This window comes from Arthrobacter castelli DSM 16402 (genome assembly GCF_000430705.1).
Lineage (GTDB): Bacteria > Actinomycetota > Actinomycetes > Actinomycetales > Micrococcaceae > Arthrobacter_C > Arthrobacter_C castelli.
In genome coordinates, this window is record NZ_AUMN01000004.1 from 17,992 (window position 1) to 43,575 (window position 25,584).

25 protein-coding genes are annotated in these 25,584 nt (G+C 63.6%); 14 read left to right on the plus strand and 11 right to left on the minus strand.

Going from position 1 to position 25,584, the window contains the following annotated elements; all coding sequences use genetic code 11:
• Positions 1–16: 16 nt before the first annotated feature.
• Positions 17–211, minus strand: a complete 195-nt coding sequence (locus tag H535_RS28290; protein WP_245580189.1) for a putative acetyltransferase — start codon at positions 209–211, stop codon at positions 17–19.
• Between the two features lie 233 nt (positions 212–444).
• On the opposite strand from H535_RS28290, the gene fdxA reads away from it, so the two are divergent.
• The 3 genes from fdxA (at position 445) to H535_RS0106105 (ending at position 3,326) form a co-directional block, all read left to right on the plus strand.
• Positions 445–777 (plus strand): ferredoxin, encoded by a 333-nt coding sequence (fdxA, locus tag H535_RS0106095; protein ID WP_026818850.1) that lies wholly within the window; start codon positions 445–447, stop codon positions 775–777.
• Positions 774–1,925, plus strand: coding sequence for a succinyldiaminopimelate transaminase (dapC, locus tag H535_RS0106100; protein WP_026818851.1), 1,152 nt, complete (start codon positions 774–776; stop codon positions 1,923–1,925). The genes fdxA and dapC overlap by 4 nt, the downstream gene beginning before the upstream one ends.
• Before the next feature lie 117 nt (positions 1,926–2,042).
• Entirely contained in the window at positions 2,043–3,326 is a 1,284-nt protein-coding gene (locus H535_RS0106105) for a citrate synthase (RefSeq protein ID WP_026818852.1), read from the plus strand.
• A gap of 235 nt (positions 3,327–3,561) precedes the next feature.
• Here the strand turns inward: H535_RS0106105 and galE are convergent, their stop codons facing one another.
• Positions 3,562–4,578: a UDP-glucose 4-epimerase GalE gene (gene galE, locus H535_RS0106115; RefSeq protein ID WP_026818853.1), complete on the minus strand. Its 1,017-nt coding sequence runs from the start codon at positions 4,576–4,578 to the stop codon at positions 3,562–3,564.
• A gap of 173 nt (positions 4,579–4,751) precedes the next feature.
• Between galE and H535_RS0106120 the strand changes: the two genes are divergently transcribed.
• Complete coding sequence (locus H535_RS0106120) at positions 4,752–5,363, plus strand: hypothetical protein (protein WP_026818854.1); 612 nt, start codon at positions 4,752–4,754, stop codon at positions 5,361–5,363.
• Positions 5,364–5,375: 12 nt separating this feature from the next.
• On the opposite strand, the gene H535_RS0106125 is transcribed toward H535_RS0106120, so the two are convergent.
• A complete protein-coding gene (locus tag H535_RS0106125) occupies positions 5,376–6,233 on the minus strand; it encodes a hypothetical protein (RefSeq protein WP_035768532.1) in 858 nt (285 codons plus the stop codon).
• Positions 6,233–7,288 (minus strand): 2,3,4,5-tetrahydropyridine-2,6-dicarboxylate N-succinyltransferase, encoded by a 1,056-nt coding sequence (gene dapD, locus H535_RS0106130; RefSeq protein ID WP_026818856.1) that lies wholly within the window; start codon positions 7,286–7,288, stop codon positions 6,233–6,235. The genes H535_RS0106125 and dapD overlap by 1 nt, the downstream gene beginning before the upstream one ends.
• A 68-nt stretch (positions 7,289–7,356) precedes the next feature.
• Here dapD and dapE point away from each other — a divergent pair, with 68 nt between their 5' ends.
• Positions 7,357–8,442 carry a succinyl-diaminopimelate desuccinylase gene (dapE, locus tag H535_RS0106135; protein WP_026818857.1) on the plus strand — a complete coding sequence of 362 codons (1,086 nt, stop codon included), beginning with the start codon at positions 7,357–7,359 and terminating at the stop codon, positions 8,440–8,442.
• A 104-nt stretch (positions 8,443–8,546) separates the two neighbouring features.
• Here the strand turns inward: dapE and H535_RS0106140 are convergent, their stop codons facing one another.
• From H535_RS0106140 to H535_RS23795, 5 genes are all read right to left on the minus strand, one after another.
• The gene (locus tag H535_RS0106140) at positions 8,547–9,407 is read right to left on the minus strand and encodes an amino acid ABC transporter permease (RefSeq protein WP_026818858.1); all 861 of its coding nucleotides are present in this window, start codon (positions 9,405–9,407) and stop codon (positions 8,547–8,549) included.
• Complete coding sequence (locus H535_RS0106145; protein WP_245580191.1) at positions 9,404–10,054, minus strand: amino acid ABC transporter permease; 651 nt, start codon at positions 10,052–10,054, stop codon at positions 9,404–9,406. The genes H535_RS0106140 and H535_RS0106145 overlap by 4 nt, the downstream gene beginning before the upstream one ends.
• An 83-nt stretch (positions 10,055–10,137) precedes the next feature.
• Entirely contained in the window at positions 10,138–11,034 is an 897-nt protein-coding gene (locus tag H535_RS0106150) for a glutamate ABC transporter substrate-binding protein (RefSeq protein WP_026818860.1), read from the minus strand.
• Between the two features lie 14 nt (positions 11,035–11,048).
• Positions 11,049–11,777: an amino acid ABC transporter ATP-binding protein gene (locus H535_RS0106155; RefSeq protein WP_155838596.1), complete on the minus strand. Its 729-nt coding sequence runs from the start codon at positions 11,775–11,777 to the stop codon at positions 11,049–11,051.
• Positions 11,778–12,016: 239 nt separating this feature from the next.
• Positions 12,017–13,876: a BCCT family transporter gene (locus tag H535_RS23795; protein WP_081416479.1), complete on the minus strand. Its 1,860-nt coding sequence runs from the start codon at positions 13,874–13,876 to the stop codon at positions 12,017–12,019.
• Between the two features lie 240 nt (positions 13,877–14,116).
• Between H535_RS23795 and H535_RS0106165 the strand changes: the two genes are divergently transcribed.
• The 6 genes from H535_RS0106165 to H535_RS0106190 all read left to right on the plus strand — a co-directional run bounded on the left by H535_RS0106165 (position 14,117) and on the right by H535_RS0106190 (position 20,455).
• A complete protein-coding gene (locus H535_RS0106165; protein ID WP_026818862.1) occupies positions 14,117–14,881 on the plus strand; it encodes an LOG family protein in 765 nt (254 codons plus the stop codon).
• Positions 14,882–14,929: 48 nt separating this feature from the next.
• A complete protein-coding gene (locus tag H535_RS0106170) occupies positions 14,930–15,364 on the plus strand; it encodes a DivIVA domain-containing protein (protein ID WP_051298638.1) in 435 nt (144 codons plus the stop codon).
• Entirely contained in the window at positions 15,364–16,671 is a 1,308-nt protein-coding gene (locus tag H535_RS0106175; protein WP_026818864.1) for a hypothetical protein, read from the plus strand. The genes H535_RS0106170 and H535_RS0106175 overlap by 1 nt, the downstream gene beginning before the upstream one ends.
• Before the next feature lie 204 nt (positions 16,672–16,875).
• A complete protein-coding gene (locus tag H535_RS28295) occupies positions 16,876–17,046 on the plus strand; it encodes a DUF3117 domain-containing protein (protein ID WP_081416480.1) in 171 nt (56 codons plus the stop codon).
• Between the two features lie 14 nt (positions 17,047–17,060).
• On the plus strand, positions 17,061–18,749 hold the full coding sequence (locus H535_RS0106185; RefSeq protein ID WP_035768580.1) for a leucyl aminopeptidase family protein: 1,689 nt from the start codon (positions 17,061–17,063) through the stop codon (positions 18,747–18,749).
• 242 nt (positions 18,750–18,991) lie between these two features.
• A complete protein-coding gene (locus H535_RS0106190; RefSeq protein ID WP_026818866.1) occupies positions 18,992–20,455 on the plus strand; it encodes a glyceraldehyde-3-phosphate dehydrogenase in 1,464 nt (487 codons plus the stop codon).
• A gap of 54 nt (positions 20,456–20,509) precedes the next feature.
• Here the strand turns inward: H535_RS0106190 and H535_RS0106195 are convergent, their stop codons facing one another.
• Entirely contained in the window at positions 20,510–21,562 is a 1,053-nt protein-coding gene (locus H535_RS0106195; RefSeq protein ID WP_026818867.1) for a zinc-binding dehydrogenase, read from the minus strand.
• Between the two features lie 67 nt (positions 21,563–21,629).
• Here H535_RS0106195 and H535_RS0106200 point away from each other — a divergent pair, with 67 nt between their 5' ends.
• The 3 genes from H535_RS0106200 to H535_RS27630 all read left to right on the plus strand — a co-directional run bounded on the left by H535_RS0106200 (position 21,630) and on the right by H535_RS27630 (position 24,652).
• The gene (locus H535_RS0106200; RefSeq protein ID WP_026818868.1) at positions 21,630–22,235 is read left to right on the plus strand and encodes a TetR/AcrR family transcriptional regulator; all 606 of its coding nucleotides are present in this window, start codon (positions 21,630–21,632) and stop codon (positions 22,233–22,235) included.
• Between the two features lie 149 nt (positions 22,236–22,384).
• Positions 22,385–22,564 carry a hypothetical protein gene (locus H535_RS0106205; RefSeq protein ID WP_155838573.1) on the plus strand — a complete coding sequence of 60 codons (180 nt, stop codon included), beginning with the start codon at positions 22,385–22,387 and terminating at the stop codon, positions 22,562–22,564.
• A gap of 75 nt (positions 22,565–22,639) precedes the next feature.
• Positions 22,640–24,652: an HNH endonuclease signature motif containing protein gene (locus H535_RS27630; protein ID WP_155838575.1), complete on the plus strand. Its 2,013-nt coding sequence runs from the start codon at positions 22,640–22,642 to the stop codon at positions 24,650–24,652.
• A 90-nt stretch (positions 24,653–24,742) separates the two neighbouring features.
• Here the strand turns inward: H535_RS27630 and H535_RS0106215 are convergent, their stop codons facing one another.
• Positions 24,743–25,378: an O-methyltransferase gene (locus tag H535_RS0106215; RefSeq protein WP_026818870.1), complete on the minus strand. Its 636-nt coding sequence runs from the start codon at positions 25,376–25,378 to the stop codon at positions 24,743–24,745.
• Between the last annotated feature and the right edge of the window lie 206 nt (positions 25,379–25,584).

Consider the following 25,584-nt stretch of genomic DNA (forward strand, 5'->3'; position numbering starts at 1 on the left):
CGCGGCTGCCGGTTCCTCAGCCATCTCGTGCAGACCGGCGCGGCGGGGGAGGGGGAACTGGCTTGGCCGCTTGGACATCTGCCAGGTCGATCACCACCTCCGAGCTGCGCGTTTCGACCATGCAGCGTTCTTCATCGACGCTGCGCAAGTACCCCAGTGCGTCGGTCAGCCCGCCGGGTATCCGGTAGCGGACCACGACCCGCGTCCCCACGGGTAGGGTGGTAAGTGTTTGAGCAGCACGATTTAAGGGCACAGCCCCATGGTAGAGGGCTGCAAAGTTTCACATCCGCCCCTCACGACTCCATCCTGCAGGCAACAAGTCCCGCACCCGGGCTCGCGCTGCCCCTCATGCGGTAGATCACGTGGGCCCGGTAGGAGTAGGCAGGGGATGTGGGGGACAATGGAAGGTGAACAGATGCGCGGATTCGAGAGGAAGGTCGGGACGTGACATACGTAATCGCCCAGCCATGCGTGGATGTCAAGGACAAGGCATGCATTGAAGAATGCCCCGTTGACTGCATTTACGAGGGCGAACGCTCCCTGTACATTCATCCGGATGAGTGCGTCGACTGTGGTGCCTGTGAGCCCGTTTGCCCGGTGGAGGCCATCTACTACGAGGACGACACTCCGGAACAGTGGGCCGAATACTACAAGGCCAATGTCGAGTTCTTCGACGAAATAGGGTCCCCTGGCGGGGCCGCCAAACTCGGCAATACGCACACGGACCATCCGATTATTTCGGTGCTGCCGCCGCAGAACCAAGACGTCCAGCTGTGACGTTCGCTGCTCCGCGGGAAGGTTTCGGACTGAGTCTTCCGGATTATCCATGGAACGCCATGGCCCCGTACGTGCGGCAGGCCTCGGAACACCCGGATGGGTCCGTCAACCTTTCCATCGGAACACCCGTTGACCCCACTGCGATGGTGGTGCAGGAGGCGCTGACTGAAGCGGCAAACGCCCCCGGCTATCCCACCACACAGGGCACGGCTCAGCTGCGGACCGCCATTGTCGATTGGTATGCCCGCCGTCGCGCCGTGCCGGACCTTGATCCGGGCGCCGTGATGCCGACCCTCGGTTCCAAAGAGCTGGTCGCGTGGCTGCCCACGCTGCTGGGGCTGGGGGCCGGCGACGTCGTCGTCCGCCCCACCGTCGCATACCCCACCTACGACATTGGTGCCTTGCTGGCCGGTGCGACTCCGGTCGCTGCCGACAGCCTGGAGGAGCTCGACGACGAAACGCGCTCCAAAGTGCGGCTGGTGTGGGTCAACTCCCCGGCCAACCCCACCGGTATCGTGCGCAGCAAGGACCAGCTGGCCGCCGTGGTCCGTCAGGCCCGTGAAGCCGGGGCTGTCGTGGCCTCGGACGAGTGCTATGCCGAGCTCGGCTGGGACCAATGGGACAGCGATCGGGGCGGCGAACCCGTCCCCGGCATCCTGCACCCTGACGTCGCCGGAGCGGACCATCACCGGTTGCTCTCCGTCTATTCGTTGAGCAAGCAGTCCAACATGGCCGGCTACCGGGCGGCGTTTGCAGCCGGCGACGCGGAGCTGATGGCCAATCTGATCAACAGCCGCAAGCACGCCGGGATGATTGTGCCGTTCCCGGTTCAGCAGGCGATGCGTGCCGCCCTCGACGACGACGCGCATGTGGAAGCGCAGAAGGACCTGTACCGTTCGCGCCGTGAACGTTTGCTGCCCGCCTTGCGCCAGGCCGGGATCCGGGTTGAGCACTCCGAAGCAGGGCTGTACCTGTGGGGCACCGCCGGCGAAGATACCTGGACCACGGTCGGCCGGCTGGCGGCGGCGGGTATCGTCGTCGGGCCGGGCACGTTTTACGGCCAGGCCGGGGAAGGCTTCATTCGCGTGTCCCTGACCGGAACCGACGAGCGCGTTGATGCCGCCGTTCAGCGGTTGCAGTCGTTGTAAGTGTCAAAGAATTAGAGATCGCGGCCACCAGACGGTAGCGTTTTAGCTGAGTATGTGCATATTCGTCCGCTGGGACGGGGTGCGCCACATTCATCGTCGAACCCATAAGGGGACAAAATGACCGAGCAGAACGGCGCCAGCCTGAAGTACGACGGCGGTGAGCTTGATCTCGCACGCGTAAAGGCGGCTGAAGGCAACGATGGATACGACGTGTCCAAACTGCTGAAGGAAACCGGCGCTGTCACCTTCGACCCCGGCTTCATGAACACGGCCGCGACGACGTCGGCGATCACCTATATCGACGGCGGTGAGGGGATTCTGCGGTACCGCGGGTACCCGATTGACCAGCTCGCGCAGAACTCGAGCTTCCTGGAAGTTTCCTACCTGCTCATTTATGGGGAGCTCCCGAGCGCGTCCCAGCTGCACGCGTTCGACGAGCGGATCCGCCGTCATACATTGCTGCACGAGGACCTGAAGGGGTTCTTCGGCGGCTTCCCGCGCGATGCCCATCCGATGCCGGTGCTGTCTTCGGCGGTGTCGGCGCTGTCGACCTTCTACCAGGATTCGCTGGATCCCTTCGACGACGAGCAGGTTGAGCTGTCGACCATCCGCCTGATGGCCAAACTGCCGGTCATCGCGGCCTACGCGCACAAGAAATCCATGGGCCAGCCGATGCTGTACCCGGACAACTCCATGAACCTGGTGGAGAACTTCATGCGGCTCTCGTTCGGTTTGCCTGCCGAGCCGTACGAGATGGATCCGACCATGGTGAAGGCGCTCGACCTGCTGCTCATCCTCCACGCGGACCACGAGCAGAACTGTTCCACGTCCACAGTCCGGCTGGTGGGCAGCTCCAACGCGAATATGTTCGCCTCCATTTCGGCAGGGATTAATGCGCTCTTCGGGCCGCTGCACGGCGGTGCCAACGAAGCGGTGTTGAACATGCTCCGCGACATTCAGTCCTCGGGCACCGCGCCGGAGGACTTCATGGAGAAGGTGAAGAACAAGGAAGCCGGCGTGAAGCTGATGGGCTTCGGACACCGCGTGTACAAGAACTACGACCCGCGGGCGAAGATCGTCAAGGACACCGCGCACGACATCCTCTCCAAGCTGGGCGGCAACGACGAACTGCTCGATATCGCCATGCGGCTCGAGGAGAAGGCGCTGGCCGACGACTACTTCATCGAACGCAAGCTTTACCCGAACGTGGACTTCTATACAGGCCTGATCTACAAGGCCATGGGCTTCCCGGAGAAGATGTTCACCGTGCTGTTCGCGATTGGACGGCTGCCGGGCTGGATCGCCCAGTGGCGGGAAATGATGCAGGACCAGCAAACCAAGATCGGCCGTCCGCGCCAGCTCTACACCGGACACACCGAACGGAACTACCCCGCGCGGTAGGTTCGGCCGCCACACGCCATGAATTGGTGCGTCAACCCCTGATTGTTGGTGCTCTGGTCGCTGGCGGGGTCCTCGGCGGGTGAAATCCCTCCGGAATGGGACAAATAACCGGCGGCGCCGCCGGTCAAATGTCCCATACCGGAGGGAAGTGGGATTGGTGGGGAACTCCACGGCCCGCTGGGCGATGCGCACGTCCCGGCCGCTGATACGCGGACCGCTTCGCGCCGGCCAGCCCTTACGCGGCGTCGTACCCGTTGGGGTTGTTCTTCTGCCAGCGCCAGTGGTCCTCGCACATCTGCGCCAGCGACCGGTCCGCTGACCATCCCAGATCGGAAAGCGCCGCCGACGGGTCGGCGTAGCTGACGGCCGCATCGCCGGGGCGCCGCGGCGCGATCTCGCTGGGCAACTCATGTCCGACCGCTTTTTCGAAGGCGGCGAGCACCTCAAGCACCGACGATCCCTTGCCTGTCCCCAGGTTCCAACGGTGCACTCCGGGGTGCTCCGGCAGGTAGTTAAGCGCCGCCAGATGTCCGGTAGCCAGATCCACCACGTGGATGTAGTCCCGGATGCAGGTGCCGTCGGGGGTGGGGTAGTCGTTGCCGAAGATGCGCAGTCTCTCCCGGCGTCCCACGGCCACTTGGGCGATGAACGGCAACAGGTTGTTGGGAATCCCCTGAGGGTCTTCGCCAATCCTGCCCGACTCGTGGGCGCCAACGGGGTTGAAGTACCGCAGCAGCGCCACGGACCAGCGCGGATCCGCGGTGGCAAGGTCGGTGAGGATGTCCTCGATCTGTTCCTTGGTCCGCCCGTATGGGTTCGTGGCATTGAGTTCCATCTTCTCCAGCAGCGGAACTTCCTCGCTCGCCCCGTACACAGTCGCCGAGGAGCTGAACACAATGGAACGGACTTCATGGGTATCCATGACGCGCAATAACGAGAGCGTGCCTGCCACGTTGTTGTGGTAGTAGTGCAGCGGCTCGGAAACGGACTGCCCGACCGCCTTCAGGCCGGCAAAATGGATCACGGCGTCGATAGGCGCCTTGCCGAAGACGGCGCTGAGAGCGGCTTCGTCCAGCAGGTCCAGCTGATGGAAGGTGAGCTGCTTCCCGCCAAGCTCCTCCACCCGCTTCAGCGACTCCCGACTGGAGTTGGAGAGATTATCGACGACGACGACGTCGTGGCCCGCCTGCAATAGCTCCAGTGTGGTGTGTGATCCGATATATCCGCTACCGCCGGTGACGAGAATTCTCATAGCGCAAGCCTATTTCACCTTGTCCCGAATGAACGAAAGTCCGTCGGGGCAGGGGCCCTTGCTCCGCCCGCCGTCCCAACCACCCCGCCCCGGCCAGTCCAAGGGGTGGAGTACTGCCGCCACAGGGGCTACCCTAGGTGCAAACCTGTTGCCGGCTTCAGCGAGGAACCACGATGCACCACTCCGGTGGCCCCGGCTGGGACATCACAGTGGACACCTCGTCCGTCATGCTCACGGCACTCTACCTGCGCGATGCCGCTGGTCTGGAGGGAACAGGCACTCCCGCAGTTTCCCCGGCGAGCCCGAAGGTCCGGACGGTGGATCCACGGCAGACAGTTGCCCATTGCGGAGGGGTAGCGGAATTGCGTGACCAGTGGAGCCGGTGGTGGAAGTCACTGGCGACGGGGCGTCCCGAAGCGGTGACCAACCTGGATCCTCCGGAATTCTCAGTCTTCACCGGAGTTCCGGCGCTGCAGCGGTTCTGCCAGGCACACTACGGGGCAGCGATGACATGGGGACGGGAACGCCGCAGCGAGTACACCAAGCTTCAGACTCGGCGCGAGGCCACCGGACGGTCGGAGATCTTCGCGAACCTCGTCGAGGAACGGGAGATGGAACTGGGCCGGGACGCGCGCGCTTTCACGCTCAACATCATTGAACTGCCGCTGAGCGAGGCGCGTGCCTGGTATATCGAGCCGCAGCGGCTCATCATGAGCCAGAGCCTGCCCGACGACGAGGAAGACCTGCGCAGTTTCGTGCAGCCGGTTATCGAGCTGCTGGTGTAATCGCCGGGCCCGCTATTCCTTAATATCGTCCGGGCCGGCGAGGGTAATGCGGACGGTGTCCGACGTGGTCTCCGCGACCGACCATTGGGCCTGTTCACGGGACCACTTCAGGCCGGCGTAGTCCACTCCGGTGATGTTCAGCGCCTTGGCGTTGGCCACTGCCCACTGGGCTATGGCCCACCCGGTGCTGCCTTGTGCCTGGACCAGCACCTGCCGCCCGCTGACCGACGTCGAATGTTCCCCGAACGCCGTCGTCAGCTGCCCGAGCACCTGCTGCGGGTCGCCAACGGTTGTCGGCTGGCGAAGCACGCAATTCAAGGCTCCGGTGGACTGGCCGGTCAATGCCGAGGCGAAGGCCCGGGCCTCGGCCTCATGATCGGCGTACGCGGCCGGGAACGCAGACCGCTGCACCTGCTGCGCCGCATCCGTAACGGCGAGATTCTCGTAGCCCTCAATCTCGACCAGCACGTCGTAAAACGCATTGGTGGCGTAGACGGGGTCCATCAACTGTTCAGTGGTGCCCCAGCCCTGGGACGGGCGTTGCTGGAACAGCCCGACCGAGTCCCGGTCACCGTAGTCGATATTGCGCAGCTTCGATTCCTGGATGGCCGTCGCCAGGGCAATGGAGGCGGCGCGCGGCGGCAGACCGCGCTTCACCGACAATCCCGCAATCAGGGCCGCGTTGGCCGCCTGATCGGGATCGAGCTCATAGGATTCAGGGCCGACGACGGCGGTGCAGCGCTCGCGAACCAGCGTCTGGTTCTGGGTCAGGTAAGTGACGGCCACGGCGATGCCGCCAACCACCACCACGAGAAGGACCGCAAGCACCGCGAACCCTCTCAATCGGCGCCTGAATCTGCGATCGTCCACTAGTTGGCGTGCAAAGCTTCGTTCAGCGCAACGGTCTGACCCTGGCGGGGGAGTGCCTCCACTTCGCCTGAGGTGGAGTTGCGCCGGAACAACAGGTTCGGCACCGTGGACAGCTCGACGGCCTTGACGATGCGCCCGCGCGCCGGCTGCCCGGACTGGCCGTCGGCAGACTGCACCCCGCCGGCGGAGTCAGCGGAACTTGCCAGGTCCTCGGTGGGACGGTCGGAGGGGACGACGATGCGCACCCGGGTTCCCGCGGTGACGTAGAGTCCGGCCTCCACCACGCAGTCGTCGCCAATGCTGATGCCGACCCCGGAGTTGGCGCCGAGCAGCACCCGCTCGCCGAGGGAGATTTTCTCCTTGCCGCCGCCGGAGAGGGTGCCCATGATGGATGCCCCTCCGCCGACGTCGGTCCCGTTGCCGATCACCACGCCGGCCGAAATCCGTCCCTCCACCATGGAGGCGCCCAGCGTACCGGCGTTGAAGTTCACGAAGCCCTCGTGCATCACCGTGGATCCGGTCGCCAGATGCGCGCCGAGGCGGACCCGGTCGGTGTCGGCGATCCGGACGCCGGCGGGGACCACGTAGTCGCTCATCCGGGGGAACTTGTCGATGCCGTAGACCTGCACGGGGCCGCGGCGGCGCAGCTTCAGCCGGGTCAGTTCAAAGTCTTCCGGCCGGCACGGGCCGAAGTTTGTCCACACCACGTTCGCCAGCTTGCCGAACACGCCCTCCATGTTCAGGCTGTTCGGGCGCACCAGGCGGTGGGAGAGCAAGTGCAGCCGCAGGTAGGCGTCGGCGGCATCCACCGGCGCGGCATCGAGGTCGATGTCGGCGGAAACGGCCTGCAGGGTCACGTCGCGGTCGGTGTCGGCCCCGTCGGCCGCGACCTGGGACAGCTCCAACGCGATCGCCTGGTCCGCGTCCGCCATTGCCCCGAGCGCCGGGGCCGGGTACCAGACGTCCAGAACGGTTGAATCGGCGGCGACGGTGGCCAATCCGAATCCGTAAGCGCGGCGTGAAGATGCAGTGTCGTTTTCGGCAGCTGAAGTCATGCCTGCCAGTTTATCCGCGCCAGAGGCTGAACCATACTCGCGCGCTGTCGTCGTCGTAGTCTTGTCACGTGACTACTTTGGACAATCATCTTCAGCTGCAGGACGTGGCCTCGCTCACCGCGGCGCTGCTCGACATTGAGAGCGTCTCCGGCAACGAACGGCAGATCGCCGACGACGTCGAGGCGGCCTTGACTGCCCTCGGCCACTTGGAAGTGGTCCGCGACGGCGATGCCATCATGGCGCGGACGAACCTGGGCCACGATGAGCGTGTGGTGCTGGCCGGGCATCTGGACACTGTCCCGCTGCCCACGACGGAAGGCTCGCGGGGGACCGTGCCGTCCCACTGGGACGGGTCCTCTCTGTTTGGACGCGGAGCGACGGATATGAAGGGCGGGGTGGCTGTTCAACTGGCGCTCGCCGCGGGGCTGGCGGCGCCCAACCGGGACGTGACGTATGTCTTTTACGACCACGAGGAGGTCGAAGCGTCGCTGAGCGGGCTGGGTAGGCTGGCGGAACATTATCCCGGGTGGCTGCAGGCGGATTTCGCCATCCTGCTGGAACCGACCAACGGGAACGTCGAGGGCGGCTGCAACGGCACCGCGCGTTTCGACGTGACGACGACGGGCAAGGCCGCCCATTCCGCCCGGGCCTGGATGGGGGCCAACGCGATCCACGCAGCGGCGCCGGTGCTGACCCGGCTGAGCGACTACGAACCCGCCGCCGTCAATGTCGATGGGCTGGACTTCCGGGAGAGCCTGAATGCAGTGCGGATCCAAGGCGGAAAGGCCGGCAATGTTATTCCGGACCACAACGTGGTCGAAGTGAACTACCGTTTCGCCCCGGATAAAACCGAGCAGCAGGCCCATGAACACGTGCGGCAACTGCTGGACGGATTCGACGTCGTCGTCACCGATTCTTCGGCCGGCGCCAAGCCGGGCCTGAACCACCCTGCCGCCGCGAGCTTCGTCGAAGCGGTCGGGGCGGAAGCAAAGCCCAAGTACGGCTGGACCGACGTCGCCCGTTTCAGCGAGCTCGGGGTTCCGGCAGTGAACTTCGGCCCGGGTGACTCGTTGCTCGCGCACAGCGATGACGAGCACGTGTCCGCGGAGGCCATTCGGGACTGTCTGGCCGCGCTGACGCGCTGGCTGTCCTGACCGGGGACGGATCAGCTTGCGGCGGGACACGTCCTGTCAGCTGGCCGGCTTCCGGCGAATGGCCCGCCTTGCCGCGGGCGCCTTCCGGCGACCGGCGGCGCCGGCTACGCCCCGGTATTGGCGTCAGTGGCTTCAGTCGTACTGGCCGTTTGATCCATTCCTTGCTGACCTGCCATCTTGGCCCGCTGGCGTCCTTCCAGATAGACCGCCAGTCGCGACAGCGAGTAGTTGATCGCAATGAACACTGCGGCCAAGACGATTCCGACTGCGATCGGGTTGTTGTACAAGGTCGAGGTGAAGATCAGCTCGCCTTCGCGCACGAAGCCGGGGTAGGCAATGGTGAAGCCGAGGGCCGTGTCTTTCAAAGCCACTACACATTGGCTGATGATTGCCGGAAGCATCGTCCGGATGGCCTGTGGAAGCTGGATCAACCGCAGTACTTGGCCACGGTTCATGCCAATGGCGTAACCTGCCTCGGCCTGGCCTTTGGGGACAGCAAGAATGCCTGCCCGGAATACTTCCGCAAGTACCGAACCGTTGTAGAGCATCAGCGATATGACGAGTGAGCCCAGAGCCCCAAGGACGTCGCTGTAGACCAGGAAGATGAAGAAGATCAGCAGCAGCAGTGGAACGGCGCGGAAGAACTCGATGACGAGGATACTGGGCCACCGGATGACGGCTACACGTGACAGGCGTCCTGCAGCGAATATGAGCCCAAATACGACGGATAGAACAATGGCGATTGCTGCCGCGAACAGAGTCGACAGTAGAGCCTCGAAGAGCCCGAGCAGGATACTCGGCATGGTCAGGAAGGACCACTTGTCGGGGGTGATCGCTCCTTCGGTCCAGAGCTTGAGGATCACTAAGGCAAGGAACGCCAGAATGACGATAGATCCGAGCACCGCCCAAGTGCGATGTCGGGCACGCGTCTTGGGCCCTGGTTCTTCGAACAGGACGGAGCTCATCGGACCACCGCCAATTTACGCTCGAGTGCCGAGGCGATTCCTGAAATCACAGCCACAATCAAGATGTAGCCTCCTGCAATGGCAAAGAACGACGGATAGATAAAGGGCGCAAAATCCCGGATAAGGTTGCTGAGCTGTCCGGTAGCTTCCACTACCCCGAAGGCAGCCGCGATGGCCGTGTTCTTGGCCAGAGCGATATAGACACTGGTCAACGGCGGAATTACCGCTCTCGAGGCCTGGGGCAACACAATCTGCCCCAGTGTCTGGCCGAACGTCATGCCAACGGAACGTGACGCTTCCGCCTGCCCCGGATCCACCGTATTAATGCCTGAGCGGATAGCTTCACAGATGAATGCGGAGGTGTACGTTGACAGGGTCACGACAGCGAACCACTCGAAGGGTATCGCTACCCCGAGAGTCGGCAGGCCCTCGACTGCGAGGATGAAAAGCACCACCAAGGGCGTATTCCGGAAAATATTGACATAGCTCGTTCCGAAGGCGCGCAACGGCGGTACTGGCGATACCCGGAAGATCGCCAACATGGTTCCAACGATCGTGGCGAACAACGCGGACCAGCCGAGCAAGAACAATGTCATGCTGAAGCCGTCGAGCAGCCGCCGCATCAATTCGGGCAGGTACTCATCCACGGATTAAGTCTCCTCACACGGTGGGGTTTGGAATTGTCCAGGTTCCGCCGGCCCGGTCACAGACCGGCGGAACCGGATTTCATTCAGCCCTGTGAACAGGAATCAGTCGTCGGCGGTTCGGGCGTTTCAATACCCGATTCGCCGAGGGTTGACTCGAAGGCCGATTTCCAGCTGCCGTTCTCGAACGACTGGTTGATCGTCTCGGTGAGGAACTTGCACATTTCCGTGTCGCCCTTGTAATAGCCGACACCGTAGCGCTCTTCACTGAAGACCGGGCCAACAACTTCCAGTTCATCCGGGCTCTGCGCGGCGTAACCGAGAAGGATCGCTCCATCCGTCGTGACGGCGTCAACAGTGCCATTCTGCAGCTGCCGAACACAGGCCGAGTAAGTGTCGAAGGGGACTGGCTCGGCGCCGTATTCCTTGGTCACCGTCTCGATCGAGGTCGAACCGGTGACTGAGCAGACCTTGACGCCTTTCAGGTCCTCTGGCCCGGTGATCTTGTCCTTGTCTTCCTCACGGACCAAGAGCTGCTGGCCGGTCACGTAGTACGGGCCTGCCTGTCCGACCACTTTCTGCCGGTCTTCAGTGATGGAATAGGAGGCGATGACAATGTCGACGACCTCGTTCTGCAGGAACGGTTCCCGGTTGTCGGAGACCGTTTCCTTCCACTGAATGTCGCTGGGAGCTATGCCAAGCTGACCGGCGATAATCTTGGCCATCTCGATGTCGAACCCGACCGGGTTGTCCTCGCCTGGAGGCATGAAGCCCAGCCCCGGCTGGTCGAACTTCACGCCAACGGTGATCTTGCCGGAATCGGCAAGTTTGGCCGGCGTGCTGCCCGAGGCGAATTCAGGGTTCTCTGCAATCGGGTACTCTGAGTCGCCTCCGGAACCGGAGCCGCCCCCGCATGCGGAAAGTACCAGCGCGAGCGCCATTGCTCCGATCGCTGCCCTTGCTTTCCTTCGTTTGAACTGCATCTTCTCTCCTTTATTCAGTGCTCAAGGATCTTGCCGAGGAAGTCCTTGGCCCGATCCGACTGCGGGTTGGTAAAGAATTCATTTGGGGTGTTTTCCTCGACCAGCCGTCCATCGGCCATGAAACTGACGCGGTGCGCGGCTGTCCTGGCGAATCCCATTTCGTGGGTCACGACGACCATTGTCATCCCCTGCTTGGCCAGATCCACCATTGAATCCAGCACCTCTTTGATCATTTCCGGATCCAGCGCCGACGTGGGCTCGTCGAAGAGCATCACCTTTGGTTCCATGGCCAGGGCCCTGGCGATCGCCACGCGCTGCTGCTGCCCTCCGGAGAGCTGGGCCGGGTACTTGTTTGCCTGGTCGTCCACACCGACGCGGCGCAGTTGCTCGTGGGCCTTCCTATCGGCGTCGGCCTTGGAATGTTTACGCACCTTGATGGGGCCAAGGGTGACGTTCTCCAGCACTGTCTTATGCGCAAACAGATTGAACTGCTGGAACACCATGCCGACGTCGGCCCGCAATCCGGCGAGGCTCTTGCCCTCCTTGGGCAACTCCTGGCCATCCACCGCAATGACGCCCTCGTCGATGGTTTCCAGCCGGTTGATGGTCCGGCACAGCGTGGACTTGCCCGACCCGGAGGGGCCGATCACCACAACCACTTCGCCGGGGGTGATCTGCAGGTCGATATCCTGCAGCACGTGCAGCTTGCCGAACCATTTCTGCACGCTGTCCATAGCGACCATCGGTGCTGCGCCTGCGTTATCTGACATGAGCGGACTGACACCCGGCCTTTCTCCTGACGAATTCCCCGTTGGGCCTCACAACAACGTGGCCCAAAATGGCGCACGTGTGGTGTCCGCCATAATGAACCCCAGCGTAGCCGACCACGTGCCCGTCATCGGGTAACCGGGAGATATTGGACCAAAATCGTGATCGAAGAGTGACCTGGTCTCCTCGGTATCGGCGTGTGACCGCCGGCCACTCAGCTATTGTCCGGATCTGCTTCCCGGCTCCGGTGCCGCGGTTCGGGCGTCGGCCCCGTCGGCCCGTTCTCGGGGCGGGTCTGGTAGGAATACGACAACTTCCGGCTTCCCGTCCGGCCCGCCAACGTGCCATTGCGCCGGCGGGTCTTGCCTGCGGGTGGCTGGATATACGGGTCACGGAATTGAGGCACCTCGTCCTCTGCCTGCGGTTCGACGACGACTTCCTCCTCGTCGTCGTATTCGCTCCCGTAGTCGTCGTCCTCGTCGGTACGGCGCTCGACCTCCTCCGGTGGCAGCACCTTCTTCCAGCGGCGGGTTTTCACCGGCGGCAGCTCGCCGCCGTCTTCCCGCAGCGCTCGGTGCATGGCATACATCTGGAAATAGCCCATGACGAAGAAGGGCAGCCCGACCAGAATGATCGTCGTTTGCAATGCTTCAAGACCGCCGGCTCCGGAGAACACCAGCAGGGTGGCGGTCACCACGCCAATGGCAATAGCCCAAAAGATCCGCTGGCCCAGGGGGTTGAAGTCTTCATGGCCATTGTTCATGGTGTCGGTGACCAGCGCCGCAGAGTCGACAGAGGTGACAAAGAAGATGATCACCAGAATCATTGCAATCACAGAGATGACGAACGTGAACGGGAAATGTTCGAGGAACCCGAACAGAGCACCGGGAATATCGCCTTCTTCGACGACGCGTTCAACCAGGCCGCCTTCGCCATTGAGCTGTATGTCGAACGAGGCGTACCCGAAAATGCCGAACCAAATCACCGAGAATCCAGCGGGGATCGCCAGTACTCCTGATACGAACTGCCGGATGGTGCGTCCGCGGGAGATCCGGGCGATGAAGATGCCGACGAAAGGCGACCAGGAGATCGTCCACGCCCAGTAGAAGACCGTCCACGAATTCTGCCAGCCGGTGTTCTGGAAGGCCTCGTTCCAGAAGGCCAGCTGGGGAAGTTCCTGAATATATTGACCAAAGGACTGGAAGACGCCGTTGAGCATGAACAACGTTGGTCCGGCGATGGCAATGAAGATCAGCAATCCCACCGCCACGACGATATTCAGGTTCGACAACACCTTGATGCCACGGTCCAGCCCCAGGGCCACCGAGATCAGTGCAGCGCCGGATACAACGCCGATGACGATGAGTTGCCACAGTGCGTTCTCCGGAATGCCAAACAGCTGCGCCAGGCCGCCATTGATCTGCAGGGCGCCGAGGCCGATCGACACAGCCACGCCGAAGACCGTACCGACGATCGAGATGATGTCGATTGTCTTGCCGATTCTTCCATGGATCCGCTCGCCGAGGATCGGCTGGAAGATCGAACTGACCCGTGGCGGCAGATTGCGCTTATGAATGAAATAGGCGAAGCACAAGGCCGGCAGGGTGAAGATGGTCCACGTGTGCAGCGTGAAGTGGTAATAGGTGAAGGTCATCGCGTCTTTGGCGGCCTCGACAGTGCCTGGTTCGACGCCCTGGCGCGGCGGGTTGCCAAAGTGGCTGACCGGTTCCGCCACGCCCCAGAACATCAGGATGGAGCCGATGCCGGCGGCGAAGAGCATGGCAAACCAGGAACCGCGGGAGTGCTCGGGAGGTTCCTCATCCGGACCCAGTTTGACCCGGCCGAACTTGCTGACCGCTATATAGATCAGGAAGAGGAGGAAAACGGAGACGCCCGAAATGTAAAACCAGCCGAGGTTGGTCATCAGCCATTCCGAGGCCGCCGAAGTGGCGGTCGCAAGGGCGTCAGTGAACACGATCGTCGCTACAACGAACAAGATGATCACGAGTGCGGAACCAAAGAAGATCGGTGGACTGGTCCGCAGTCGCAAGGCGTCATGCAGTTTGGTAAGCATCGCGGTTAGCCTCCGCTGGTTGGCTGGCCGGACCGGTCACTGCGGGTCCCGGGAAATCTCATCGGCGGGATCCGATTGGCCCGGACTATTTAGTTGTTGCGTGGGTCACGTGCGCCCAACGTTACCCAAGAGCAGGGTGAGCGCAAGGGAAACGCCGGAAGATGTGCCAATGAATTTGTAGTTGCCCCGGTCAACAGGGCCCCTGGGCAATGGGAAGTGTCCCTGGGCTAACCTTGTTGAATGAGTGACAAGGCAGAGGCGAACCATCATCCGGACGTGCCATCCCGTCGCAAGGGGCCGGTGGAATTGCGGCGCGATTTATCGCATGCTCCGACGTCGGACCAGTCACTGCTGGACACCAGGACTCCGGACGGATTCACCCATACCGATCCCTGGCGGGTGCTGCGGATCCAGAGTGAGTTTGTTGAGGGTTTCGGCAGCCTGGCCGAACTGGGCCCCGCCGTGTCTGTGTTCGGCTCGGCCCGGACCGGTCACGATAGCGACCACTACCGGATAGGCCTCGAAATCGGGCGGCGGCTGGTGGAAGCCGGGTTTGCGGTGATCACCGGCGGTGGGCCCGGGACCATGGAGGCGGCCAACCGCGGCGCTCAGGAAGCCGGCGGCGTATCCGTGGGCCTGGGCATCGAATTGCCCTTTGAACAGGGGATGAACGACTGGGTCGACCTCGGGGTGAATTTCCGGTACTTCTTCGCCCGCAAAACCATGTTCGTCAAGTACGCCCAGGGCTTTATTGTGCTGCCGGGCGGGCTGGGAACCCTGGATGAACTGTTCGAGGCCATGGTGCTGGTGCAGACGGGGAAGGTCACGTCTTTCCCCATCGTATTGATCGGCACCGATTACTGGACTCCCTTGCTTGGATGGTTGGACGAAACGCTGGCGGGGCAGGGGATGATTGCGCCGTCGGATATGGATCTGGTGCACTTGGTCGACACGCCCGAAGACGCTGTCCGGTCCCTTGTCGAGGACGTGTCGCACCACCGGTAGTCGGCAGCTGCACGCCTGTCCATCTGGCACGATGGTGCTGTGACATTAATGCTGGTTGTCCTGGCCGTGCTCGGGGCGGGATTCGTCGTCGTGATGGCTCTGGGCAGGTTTAGTCGCTCCGACCGCTCTGGTGGCCCCGCAAACGACGACGGCGTGATGGCCCGGCACTGGAAACGCGGGGAAGTGCCACTGGCGCGGGGGCTGGTGGAACCGGCGCAGAACCTGCCACCCGTGCTGTTGCCCGACGATCCGGCACCGGCCGACGTCGACCGGTTGCGTTTCTCCGCGGGAATGCGCGGATACCGGATGGACCAAGTCGACGAGGTCCTCGATATCCTGCGGGACGCCCTGGCCGCCAAGGATCGGCAGTTGGCCGAATTCCAGTCCGGCTCCGCCGACCAACCAGGCTCAGCCGACCCTGCACCTCAGCCGGACTCCGCCGACCAATCAGGCTCCGCCGACCGGCCGGACTCCGCACCCTGATGCACGACGACCAACTCCGCCGGGCCACTGCCGGGGAGTCGTTGGCTGCGCCGTTGCGCAGCCTCGTTCCTGTCTTCGCGCGCTGGCCATGGTATGTCCAGGTCGGGCTGGTCTACGCCGCCGCCCGGTTCGTGTCGTGGTGTATCTTCGTGGCCGTCGCCCGCCACCAGGGGCCGGGTCCGTGGGGAGACGGAGAGCCGGGCTACCTGGACTTCATCAACATATGGGACTCCGAGTGGTACCACCGGATCTACAGCGAAGGTTATCCCGGCGAGATCCCGCGGGATGACTCCGGCAACGCGCTGACCAACGCGTGGGCCTTCTACCCGCTGTTTCCGCTGCTGGTCCGGGTGCTGACGTTCATTACGGGGCTGCCGTGGATCGTCGCCGCACCGCTGCTGGCCACGCTGGCCGGGTTGGGCGCGGTGCTGATGATCTACAAACTCTTCCTGCTGATCGACCGGCGTCGCTTGCGTGGATCCGCCTCCGGGACCTTTGACGATGCAGCGATGGCCGGCGTCCGCCGCAGTCCACATGAGAACGCGCTGTGGGGAGCCGCGCTGGTCTCCACTTTCCCGGTCTCAGCCATACTCCAGGTTCCCTACGCCGAGTCGCTGCACTTGTTGCTGCTTGCGGCATCGCTGTTTGCGTTGTTGCGGCGCGATTACCTGATGGCGGTTCCGCTGGTGCTGTTGATGTGTCTCGCCCGGCCGACAGGCGTGCCGTTTGCGTTGCTGGTCTTGGTGCATCTGCTGCTGAGGATATGGCACCGCCGCTCGGACCCGTTCCCGGCCGGCGAAGCAGCCAAGGCGGGGCTGCTGACCATGGTCAGCGGAGCCGGGGCGCTGGCCTGGCCGGCCATTGCCTGGTGGGTGACCGGCGACATGCGCGCCTATACCGAAACGGAGGCGGCCTGGCGTTCTGATGGCGGGATTGTTCCATTCCTGCCGTGGGTGCAGACCGGCCAGCGGTTGTTCGGCGATGTGCTCGGTTGGGTGGCACCGCTGCTGCTGGTCGCCGCCGTCGTCGTCTATTTGGATTCGACGGCGGTGCGCCGGCTGGGCACGGATCTGCGGCTGTGGTGTGCCTCCTACTTCCTCTACCTGCTGGTCTTCCTGCACCCGCAGACCAGCACGTTCCGGTTGCTCTTTCCCGCCTTCCCGCTGGCACTGGCGGCTGTGTACGTATCGAAGTCCCGGGCCTATCGAGCCAGCGTGATAGTACTGTTTACGTTGCTGCAAATCGTCTGGGTGGCCTGGCTGTGGCTGTGGGACGAGTTGCCGGGCGGAGGCGATTACCCGCCGTGAGCAATCGTAAGGACCCCGGGAACCGCAAACAGGATAATGTGAGATAGGCAATGGTGTGGCCCGCGTGCTGTCGTCTTGGTGCTATCGCCCTGGTGCGGCGTGGTGCGCTGCGGGCCCGCATGCTGCGGGTGCCCGCGGCCACGCGATGTGTCCCCAACCGGCGTTGCAGTTGCGGCGTCAAACCAGTGGAAGGAATATTCCCTTATGGCGGCCATGAAACCACGAACAGCTGATGGTCCAATGGAGGTCACCAAGGAGGGGCGCAGCTTGATCATGCGCGTGCCGCTGGAAGGCGGAGGCAGGCTGGTTGTGGAAATGAATGACCAGGAGGCCGGCAGCTTGAAGGAATGTCTGCTCGGCATCACGGATAGCTGAGGTTGGAAGAGAATATGGCTGACACCACCCGCCGGACCATGGAACGCGCGCTCCTCGAGCCCGTCATGACTGAACTCGTTCCGCTGCCTGCCGCCGAATTCAGCGACTCGCTGACCGGCAGTGCGGCCGGGGTCGACGTTCTGGTGGTCCCTATTGCCGCCCCGCGCAGCGACGACGCTTCTTCCAACGGCACTGCTTCCAATGGCGGACCAGGTGAGTCTGCCACCCCGCAGCCCCGCCCCACGGCGGTCCAGGCGGCCATAGCTTACGACGTCGATGTCGCTGCCGTGGCGGAGATCCACGAGGTCAGCGGCAAGGCAGGGGAGTTGCTGACGCTTCCGGCGCCGCGGAACAGTAACGATCTGCCGTCGAAATTGTTAATGCTGGGCATCGGTGATGAAAGCCTGACCAGTCTGCGGCGCGCGGGCGCGGCGTTGGCCAGGGCGACCTTTGGCGCAGGAACACTCCGGTCGAGCGTCGTGGACGGACTCACCCCGGAGGAGCAGCGCGCCTTCGTGGAGGGGTTCCTGCTGGGGGGCTACCGCCCGCCGCGCGCCGGACTCTCAACCCCTCCCAAGCCGATGGCCGCCCGGCTGCAAATCATCGGCGCCGACGCCGGGGCGCTTCAGCAGGCTGAAACGGCAGCGCAGGCAACGTGGCTGAGCCGCAGCCTGGCGAACATGCCCTCCAACATTAAAAACCCGGAATGGATGGTCGCTCAATGTGAACGGGCAGCGGCGCAATCAGGCCTCGACATCCGGGTGTGGGAGGACAAACAGCTGCGTGAAGAGGGCTTCGGTGCCTTGAACGCGGTGGGAGCGGCGTCCCCGAGCGGGCCGCGGCTCGTCCAACTCGGGTACGACGGCGGCAGTCGCGACGGCGGCGGCAACGAAGAGCGCCGCAGCGAGGGGGTCAACAGCGAGGGGGCCAACAGCGACGGCGACAGCAGCGACACTCCGCACATCGTGCTGGTGGGCAAAGGCGTCACGTTCGATTCCGGCGGCCTGTCTCTCAAACCTCGCGAGGCCATGATGCCGATGAAGACCGATATGGCCGGCGCCGCCGTCGTTCTCGCAGTGCTGCAGGCCGCGGCCAGACTGGAGTTGCCCTGCCGGGTGACCGCGCTGTTGGCGCTGGCCGAAAATTCCATTGGCGCCTCGTCCTACCGGCCCGGCGACGTCATCAGTGCCTACGGCGGCACCACGATCGAAGTTGGGAACACGGATGCCGAGGGGCGCCTGGTGCTGGCTGACGCGCTTGCCTATGCCAGCAGCCAACTGAATCCGGACGTTCTGGTCGACGTTGCGACCCTGACCGGGGCCGCCGCCGTCGGGCTGGGTAAGAATGACGCCGCGTTGTACAGCAACCGGGATGAGTTGACCGGTGCTTTCCAAGCGGCCGCGGAGGCAACGGGGGAGCGGGTGTGGCCGATGCCGCTGTCCGACGAATACACGTTCGCGCTGGAATCGCCCATTGCTGATCTGACGCATATCGCTGCTCGGGGGACCGATATTGGCGGCGGGTCGGTCTTCGCGGCGCTGTTCCTGAGGGAATTCATCGGGCAAACGCCCTGGGCGCACCTCGATATTGCCGGTCCGGCGCGTGCCGACGGGGACAAACATGAAATCACCAAGGGCGCCACGGGCTACGGCGCGCGGCTGCTGCTCGCGTTCCTGGCTGACTGGTCTGCACCCGGGGAATAATGACGCTGCCCCCGGTGAGTGAACTCACACGCTTTGTGCTCCGGCGGCGCATGGCCGGCCTTAGAATAGAGGTGGCGGAAAGCGGTCCCACCATGCTTTCCGTTCAATGACTCATGTGCGCAGCGCCGCGGGCATGCCCCTTCGGGCACGAAGGGGGCCTTCTTCTCTGCGCCGGAACACAGCACAATCCAGGCGCAGCCGACGGCGTACGACGGCACCGTCCGGGACGGGAAGGTATTTACTTGAGCCAGCAAACTGAGAAGTGTCTCGACCAGTGGATCAATCGTGAGGCGCTTGCAGAGGCCATGATTCCGTTGATCGGTCAGCTTTACCGCAACAACAACGTAGTCATATCGGTGTATGGGCGAAGCCTGATCAACCAATCAGTGGTTGGCCTGTTGAAGGCGCACCGGTTCGCCCGCCAGATCGATAATGTGGAACTGCCGCTGGAGGAGACCCTCCCGATTCTGCAGGTGCTCACCCGGCTTGATCTCGGACCCGCCTCCATCGACGTCGCCCGGATAGGCGTGCGTTACCGCCAGGAGGGAGCCGGGCTGGGCCTGGAGGAGTTCCTGCGGACTGAACTGGCCGACGTCGTCGGTGGCCATGGCACCGATGAGCGCACCAGTACCGACGTCGTGCTGTATGGCTTTGGGCGCATTGGCCGGCTGCTGGCGCGGATCATGATTGAGCATTCCGGTGGTGGCAGCGGGTTGCGGCTGCGGGCCATCGTGGTCCGGCGGGGGTCCGATTCCGACATCATCAAGCGCGCCAGCCTGCTGCGCCGCGACTCCGTTCACGGACCTTTCGAAGGCACGATCACCGTGGACGAGGCCAACAACACCATTCTGGCCAACGGGACGCTGATCCAGGTGATTTACTCCGGCGACCCGGCCAGTATCGACTACACCGAGTACGGCATTCGGGATGCGGTCGTCGTCGACAATACCGGCAAATGGCGCGACGCCGAGGGGCTGTCGCAGCACTTGGCCTGCCCCGGCGTGGCACGGATGCTGCTCACCGCTCCGGGCAAGGGCGAGCTGAAGAACATCGTGCACGGTATCAACCACGACACGATCGGCGACGACGAAATTGTCTCGGCCGCGTCCTGCACCACCAACGCCATTGTTCCCGTGCTCAAGGCGGTAAACGACAAATACGGCATCGTCCACGGGCACGTGGAGACCGTGCACTCCTTCACCAATGACCAGAACCTGATCGACAACTTCCACACCGGCGACCGGCGTGGTCGTTCCGCGGCGCTGAACATGGTGCTGACGGAGACCGGCGCGGCCAAGGCCGCGGCAAAGGCTCTGCCCGAACTCTCCGGGAAGCTGACCGGCAACGCCATCCGGGTTCCGACGCCGGATGTTTCCATGGCGATCCTCAACCTGAATCTGGAACAGGGGACGGACAAAGAAGAGATCAACGCGTACCTGCGTGACATGTCGTTGAATTCCACGCTGCACAAGCAGATCGACTACATCGATTCGCCGGAGGTGGTGTCCAACGACTTTGTGGGCTCCCGTCGGTCGGGCATTGTGGACGGGCTGGCGACTATCACGTCCGCCAATAACGTGGTGCTCTACGTCTGGTACGACAACGAGTTCGGCTACAGCTCCCAGGTGATCCGTGTGCTGGAGGAGATGGGCAACGTCCATCCGCCTGCCTTCCCCATGGAACGGGAGCTGTCAGCCACCGTCTAGGTCCCGATTCCCGGCTCCGGACTCCTGCTCGATACCTGTCGGCGTCGGCCGGTTTCAATCGTTGACCAGAACGAGCTTGCCAACATGTTTCCGGGCGGCCAGGTCCGCCTGTGCCCGGTGGATGTCCGCGAGCTCATAGGTGGCGGCAACTACCGGCCGGACATAGCCCCGTTTCGCGATGTCGACGAGGGTTCGGAAGTGCGCCGGAGTGTGCATGCTGGATCCCAGCAGGACAATGTTGTGCAGGTACAAACGGCGGATGTCGAGGTCGATTTGATAGCCGCCGAGGGCTCCGGCCACGACCCATCGGCCGCCTTCCCGCAGGCTCGGCAGGCCAGTTGTAATCCCGGTTCCCGCCACGACGTCGAGCACGGCGTCAACGCCATCGGCCGCCGTCGACCCGATCTGTTGCCAGGGGTCCGTGGCGCGATCGATCACTTCATGCGCGCCGGCGTGCCGCACTGCGGACAGCTTGCCGGCGCTGCTGACCGCGATCACTGTTGCGCCTCGCGCTGCTGCGAGTTGGACGAGGGCCAGGCCGACACCTCCCGAGGCTCCGGTGACGGCGACGGTCTCACCTGCTTGCACGCGTCCCCGTTCCAGCATCCCGAGCGCGGTCCCATAAGCGGTCGGGAGGCAGGCCAGCTCCGTGTTGCTCAGCGGTGAGCCCTCAACGTTGTGGGCTCGGTCGGCGTGTACCGTCACGTAGCGGGCGTACCCGCCGTTTCTTTCACTGCCGAGCAGGCCCACGGGATTCGCGTCGTCGCCATCCTGATCGTAGTTTGCAGGATCCACGAGCACGCGGATGCCATGCATGCGGGAGTCGACGCCTGAACCAAGCCGGACGACGACTCCAGCGACGTCGGCGCCCTGGATGCGCGGAAAGTCGATCGGCCCGCGCCACCCGGATCGTGCGTGCGGATCGCCGGGTAGGCCATATGCGCCCTCCCGCGTCCAGAGATCGGTGTTGTTGAGCGCGGCGGCGTCCACGCGAACCAAGACTTCACCCGCGGCCGGCGACGGCACAGGCGCATCCACCAGCTCAAGAGCTCCCGGACCGCCGTGGGCGGTAAGCCGCGCCGCCAGCATCTTGTTCGGAACTGCCATGTGATTCGTCCTCCAGTTAGATATACTGATCTGTGTAACTGAATCTCAGCGTAAGGTATACAGACCAGTGAACACAACTGCGCTCGACCCCGATGCCCTGACACGTGGCGCCCGACGTATCCTCGAAGCGGCTTCGGCACTGTTCTACGAGCGTGGAATCACCGCTGTCGGCGTCGACCTGATCGCCGAGCAGTCAGGAGTTACCAAGCGGACCCTGTACAACCGTTTCGGGTCCAAGGACGCCCTCGTTGCCGCCTATCTCGTTGACAGGGACCGCCGCTGGCGATCCGCAGTCAACGAAGCCCTGGCCGCACCCGGAATGTCGCTGCAGCAGCGGGTGATGATTCCATTCGATGTACTCCGGGAGTGGATCAAACTGAACCCGCGTGGCTGTGCATTCATCAACGCGCTGGCCGAGCTGCCTGACCCCGATCATCCGGCCCATCAGGTGGCGGCGGACGAGAAGCGATGGCTGCTCAACTTGTTCGAGCGACTGGCCGCTGAGGCGGGCGTCGCGCGAGCCGGCCTGCTCGCCAATCAGCTGCTCAGCCTGCACGAAGGGGCACTGGCCATGCATGCCGTCTTGCCCGACTCTGACTGCGCGACATCCGCTACCCAAGCGGCGTGCGGGCTCGTCCAGGCGGCAGCTGGCGGCGAAGGTTCGAACCTCTGAGTGAAGCCGGTCGCGCGACGGGTCGCGTCGCAAAGAAGTGTGGGCCTGCACCTCGAGCGCATCAGAGCTCTGGCATCAGCGCAGCGGCCGACTGATAGCGACAGAGTCGTTCCCCGGCGCGCGTTTGTGGCTGAATGCTGGGCAGCGCCGTGAGCACTCTCCAGCTGGTGACGGCGGGAGTGCAGCTGCCTTTCGACCGTCGGGTTCCCGTGGGGCTGCCGTGCGACGAGCGGGGCATTCGGCGCCGGGGATTGGTGTGGGGCGGCCATTTTTCGACTGCCGCGCAGCGGTTAGGGATCGTCCGGGATCCCATGGCCAAGATTGCCTGAGTTTCGTTATCTGACCGTTATATTTGGTGGCCTGATTCTTCTAAAACTGTCGGTGCTCGATGGTTGACTATTTTTATGACGGTTCGAGTGGGTGTTGACGACGACGGCGGTGGCCGGCCGGGTGCCGGTGCCAAGGGCCGCAGTGCCTTTGACGACGCCGCTGCGGGTGCCGCTGGTGCCGCTGGCGGTGGTGCCAAGGGCCGCAGTGCCTTTGACGACGCCGCTGCGGGTGCCGCTGGTGCCGCTGGCGGTGGTGCTGGTGGCGCTGGTGGTGAGTCTGTGTTTGAACCGTTGCTGGTGACGCTGTTTTTGGAACGTGACGTGGTTCGTGGCGCGGGGTTCAAGGACAAGCCGGTGCTGGCCCGGGGCATTATCAACGGGCTGACCCGCCTGGATCCTGAGACCCTGGATTATCGGGAGGCGGTGAATCTGCTGGACGAGGCGTCCAAGCTTGTCTCGGCCGCCGAAGCCCTCAAAGCTAAAACCGTCTCCCGGGTGTGTGCCACCGCCGGCGACCGGGTTGATGAGGAAGATGTGTTGCCGCCGGCGGGCCCCGATGCCGACCAGTTGGCGTCGATGGTCGCAGAGTCGGAGATCGGCACGGTGCTGGACCTGTCCAAGCGGGCGACCGACCGGCTGGTCCAGCACAGTAACCTGCTCACCGGTGCCCTGCCGGTCACCTTGGACGCCCTCGCGCAAGGAACGTTGCATCCGGATCAGGCCGAAGTGATTGCCGATCAGTGCGGGAGTCTCCCGCGTGAGGCGTACCCCGACTTTGAGGCCGAGATGGTGGCCTTCGCCCCGGGGCGGGCGAAGCACCTGGTCGCGGCCAAGGCACGCAGGGTGCGGGAACGCTCCCACCCGGAGACGATCAAGCGGCGTAAGGAAAAGGCCGCCGCGGATCGGACCGTGGTGGTGGAGCCGGTCGAGGACGGGATGTGCTGGTTGAGCATGTATCTGCCGGCCGAGGCCGCGGTGGCGGCGTTTAACCGGCTGACCGGCCTGGCCCGGTCGTTACAGGGCCCCGACGAACCACGTGATCTCGCCCAGTTGCGGGCTGATGTGGCAGCGGACCTGCTCCATACCGGCACCGGCACCGGACTACCACCAGCGGCCCTGTCCGGCACCGGCAACGATGCCTTCTACGGCACAAACCCGCCACCGGGGGCCCCGACCGGACCTGCCGCACCCGGCACCGCCGGAAGCACCGGATCCACCGGGGTGGTGGGGGTCGCTGGAGATCCTCCCGTAGCCGGAGCCACCGCAGATACTCCTGCCGCCGCCGGAAGCACCGGTGGTGGTGATCCGCCGGGTTCGGGCCGGATTCCGAATTATGCCGGGATTAAGGCTGAGCTGCTGGTGGTGGTGCCGGTGTTGACGTTGATGGGGTTATCGGATGAGCCGGCCGATCTGGAAGGGTACGGTCCCATCGATGAGGACACCGCACGACAACTGTCGGCCAATGCCCCGTCGTTCAAGCGGTTATTGACTCATCTGGAGACGGGGGCGCCGATGTCGTACGGGCGGGACAGCTATGCGGTGCCGAAGGACTTGCAAAAAATGGTGCGGTTGCGCGACCGGACGTGTCGCGGGTACGGGTGCAATAAAGCCGCCCGTCACTGCGACCTCGACCACACTGTCCCATACCCGACAGGGCAGACCGAACTGACGAATCTGAAACCACTCTGCAAACCCGGCCATGCCCTCAAGACCGCGAAACTGTGGCGGGATATCCAGCACCGCGACGGCAGAGTGGACTGGACCTCACCGGCAGGCAGGAAATATTCGAACACTCCCGAAGGCCCACTACCCGAAATGCGGGCAGTACCCGACATCGCCACCCTGCTCAACAAAGCCAAACACCAGGCAGAAAGCGCCGGCAGGGCGGAAAAGACACCGGCAAAACCGGCTAAGCAGGCCAAGGGCTCAAACCAGCGCGGAGCCGCGGGCCAAAAGCACGACACCGGGGTCAAACCGCCCCGGAAAGATCCATGGCAAATACCTAAGGCCAAAAAGAACGGCACCGCCGGCGACGCGATGAACAGGCAGCCATCACAGAAACCAACCGACGACCCAGCACCCTTCTAATACGGTGGGGTGTCACCTGGGTAGGGTGGTCGTTTCCAACAGTCCGGGGCGGCAGGACCGCAACAACGAAGTGGCTTCCGGCCAGGCTTGCTAACTGTGTTTGACTGCCAGCAGCAAGCCATCGCCAGTTGGGGTGACGGCAGAAACCATCCGTTCGTCCTCGCGAATGCCTCGTTCGACTTGCCGCAGAACGGTTGTCGTTTCCTCGCGGTTAGCCGGATTGGATACGCGGTCGCGGTCCAGCGCGTCGTTGATGATGAGCATGCCCCCGACCTTAAGCAGGCGGACGCCTTGTTCAACGTACGTGGGATACGACAGTTTATCGGCATCGATAAACACCATGTCGTACGCCGAATCGGTCAGCCGTGGCAGGACGTTAGCAGCGCGGCCGGAAATGGTCCGCGTGCGGTTGCTCGCAATGCCAGCTTCGGAGAACGCCTCACGAGCCGCCCTCAAGTGGTCGACATCGACGTCGATAGTGGTAAGGACAGCTTGCGTGCTCAAGCCGCGCAGTAAGGAGACCCCGGAGACGCCCGCGCCGGCACCAACCTCAACGACCGTTTGGGCTTTGGAACCGGCGGCCAATACCGTCAGCGTTGCAGCTACGCCTGTGCTGACGGGTTTGACGCCAAGTTCATGGGAACGTTCGCGGGCGCGCAACAGGACGTCGTCTTCTGCATGCAACGACTCCGTATAGGACCAACTGGTCGACTTATCCGCGCTCATGCCTTCTCTTTCTTTCACCACATGTCCACCGTACTTGCCAAGCCTACTGTTAACGGAGCCGGAATATGGACACACCCCTTGACGTTGCAAACAGAAATCGCCTGAATAGGCTGGCCGCGGGCTGTGTGGCTCACGGCCAGGGCGCAGGGACGACGTGTTAGCCGAAGGATCATCGGCTGGGGATGATGGGGGAGAACAGACGCCGG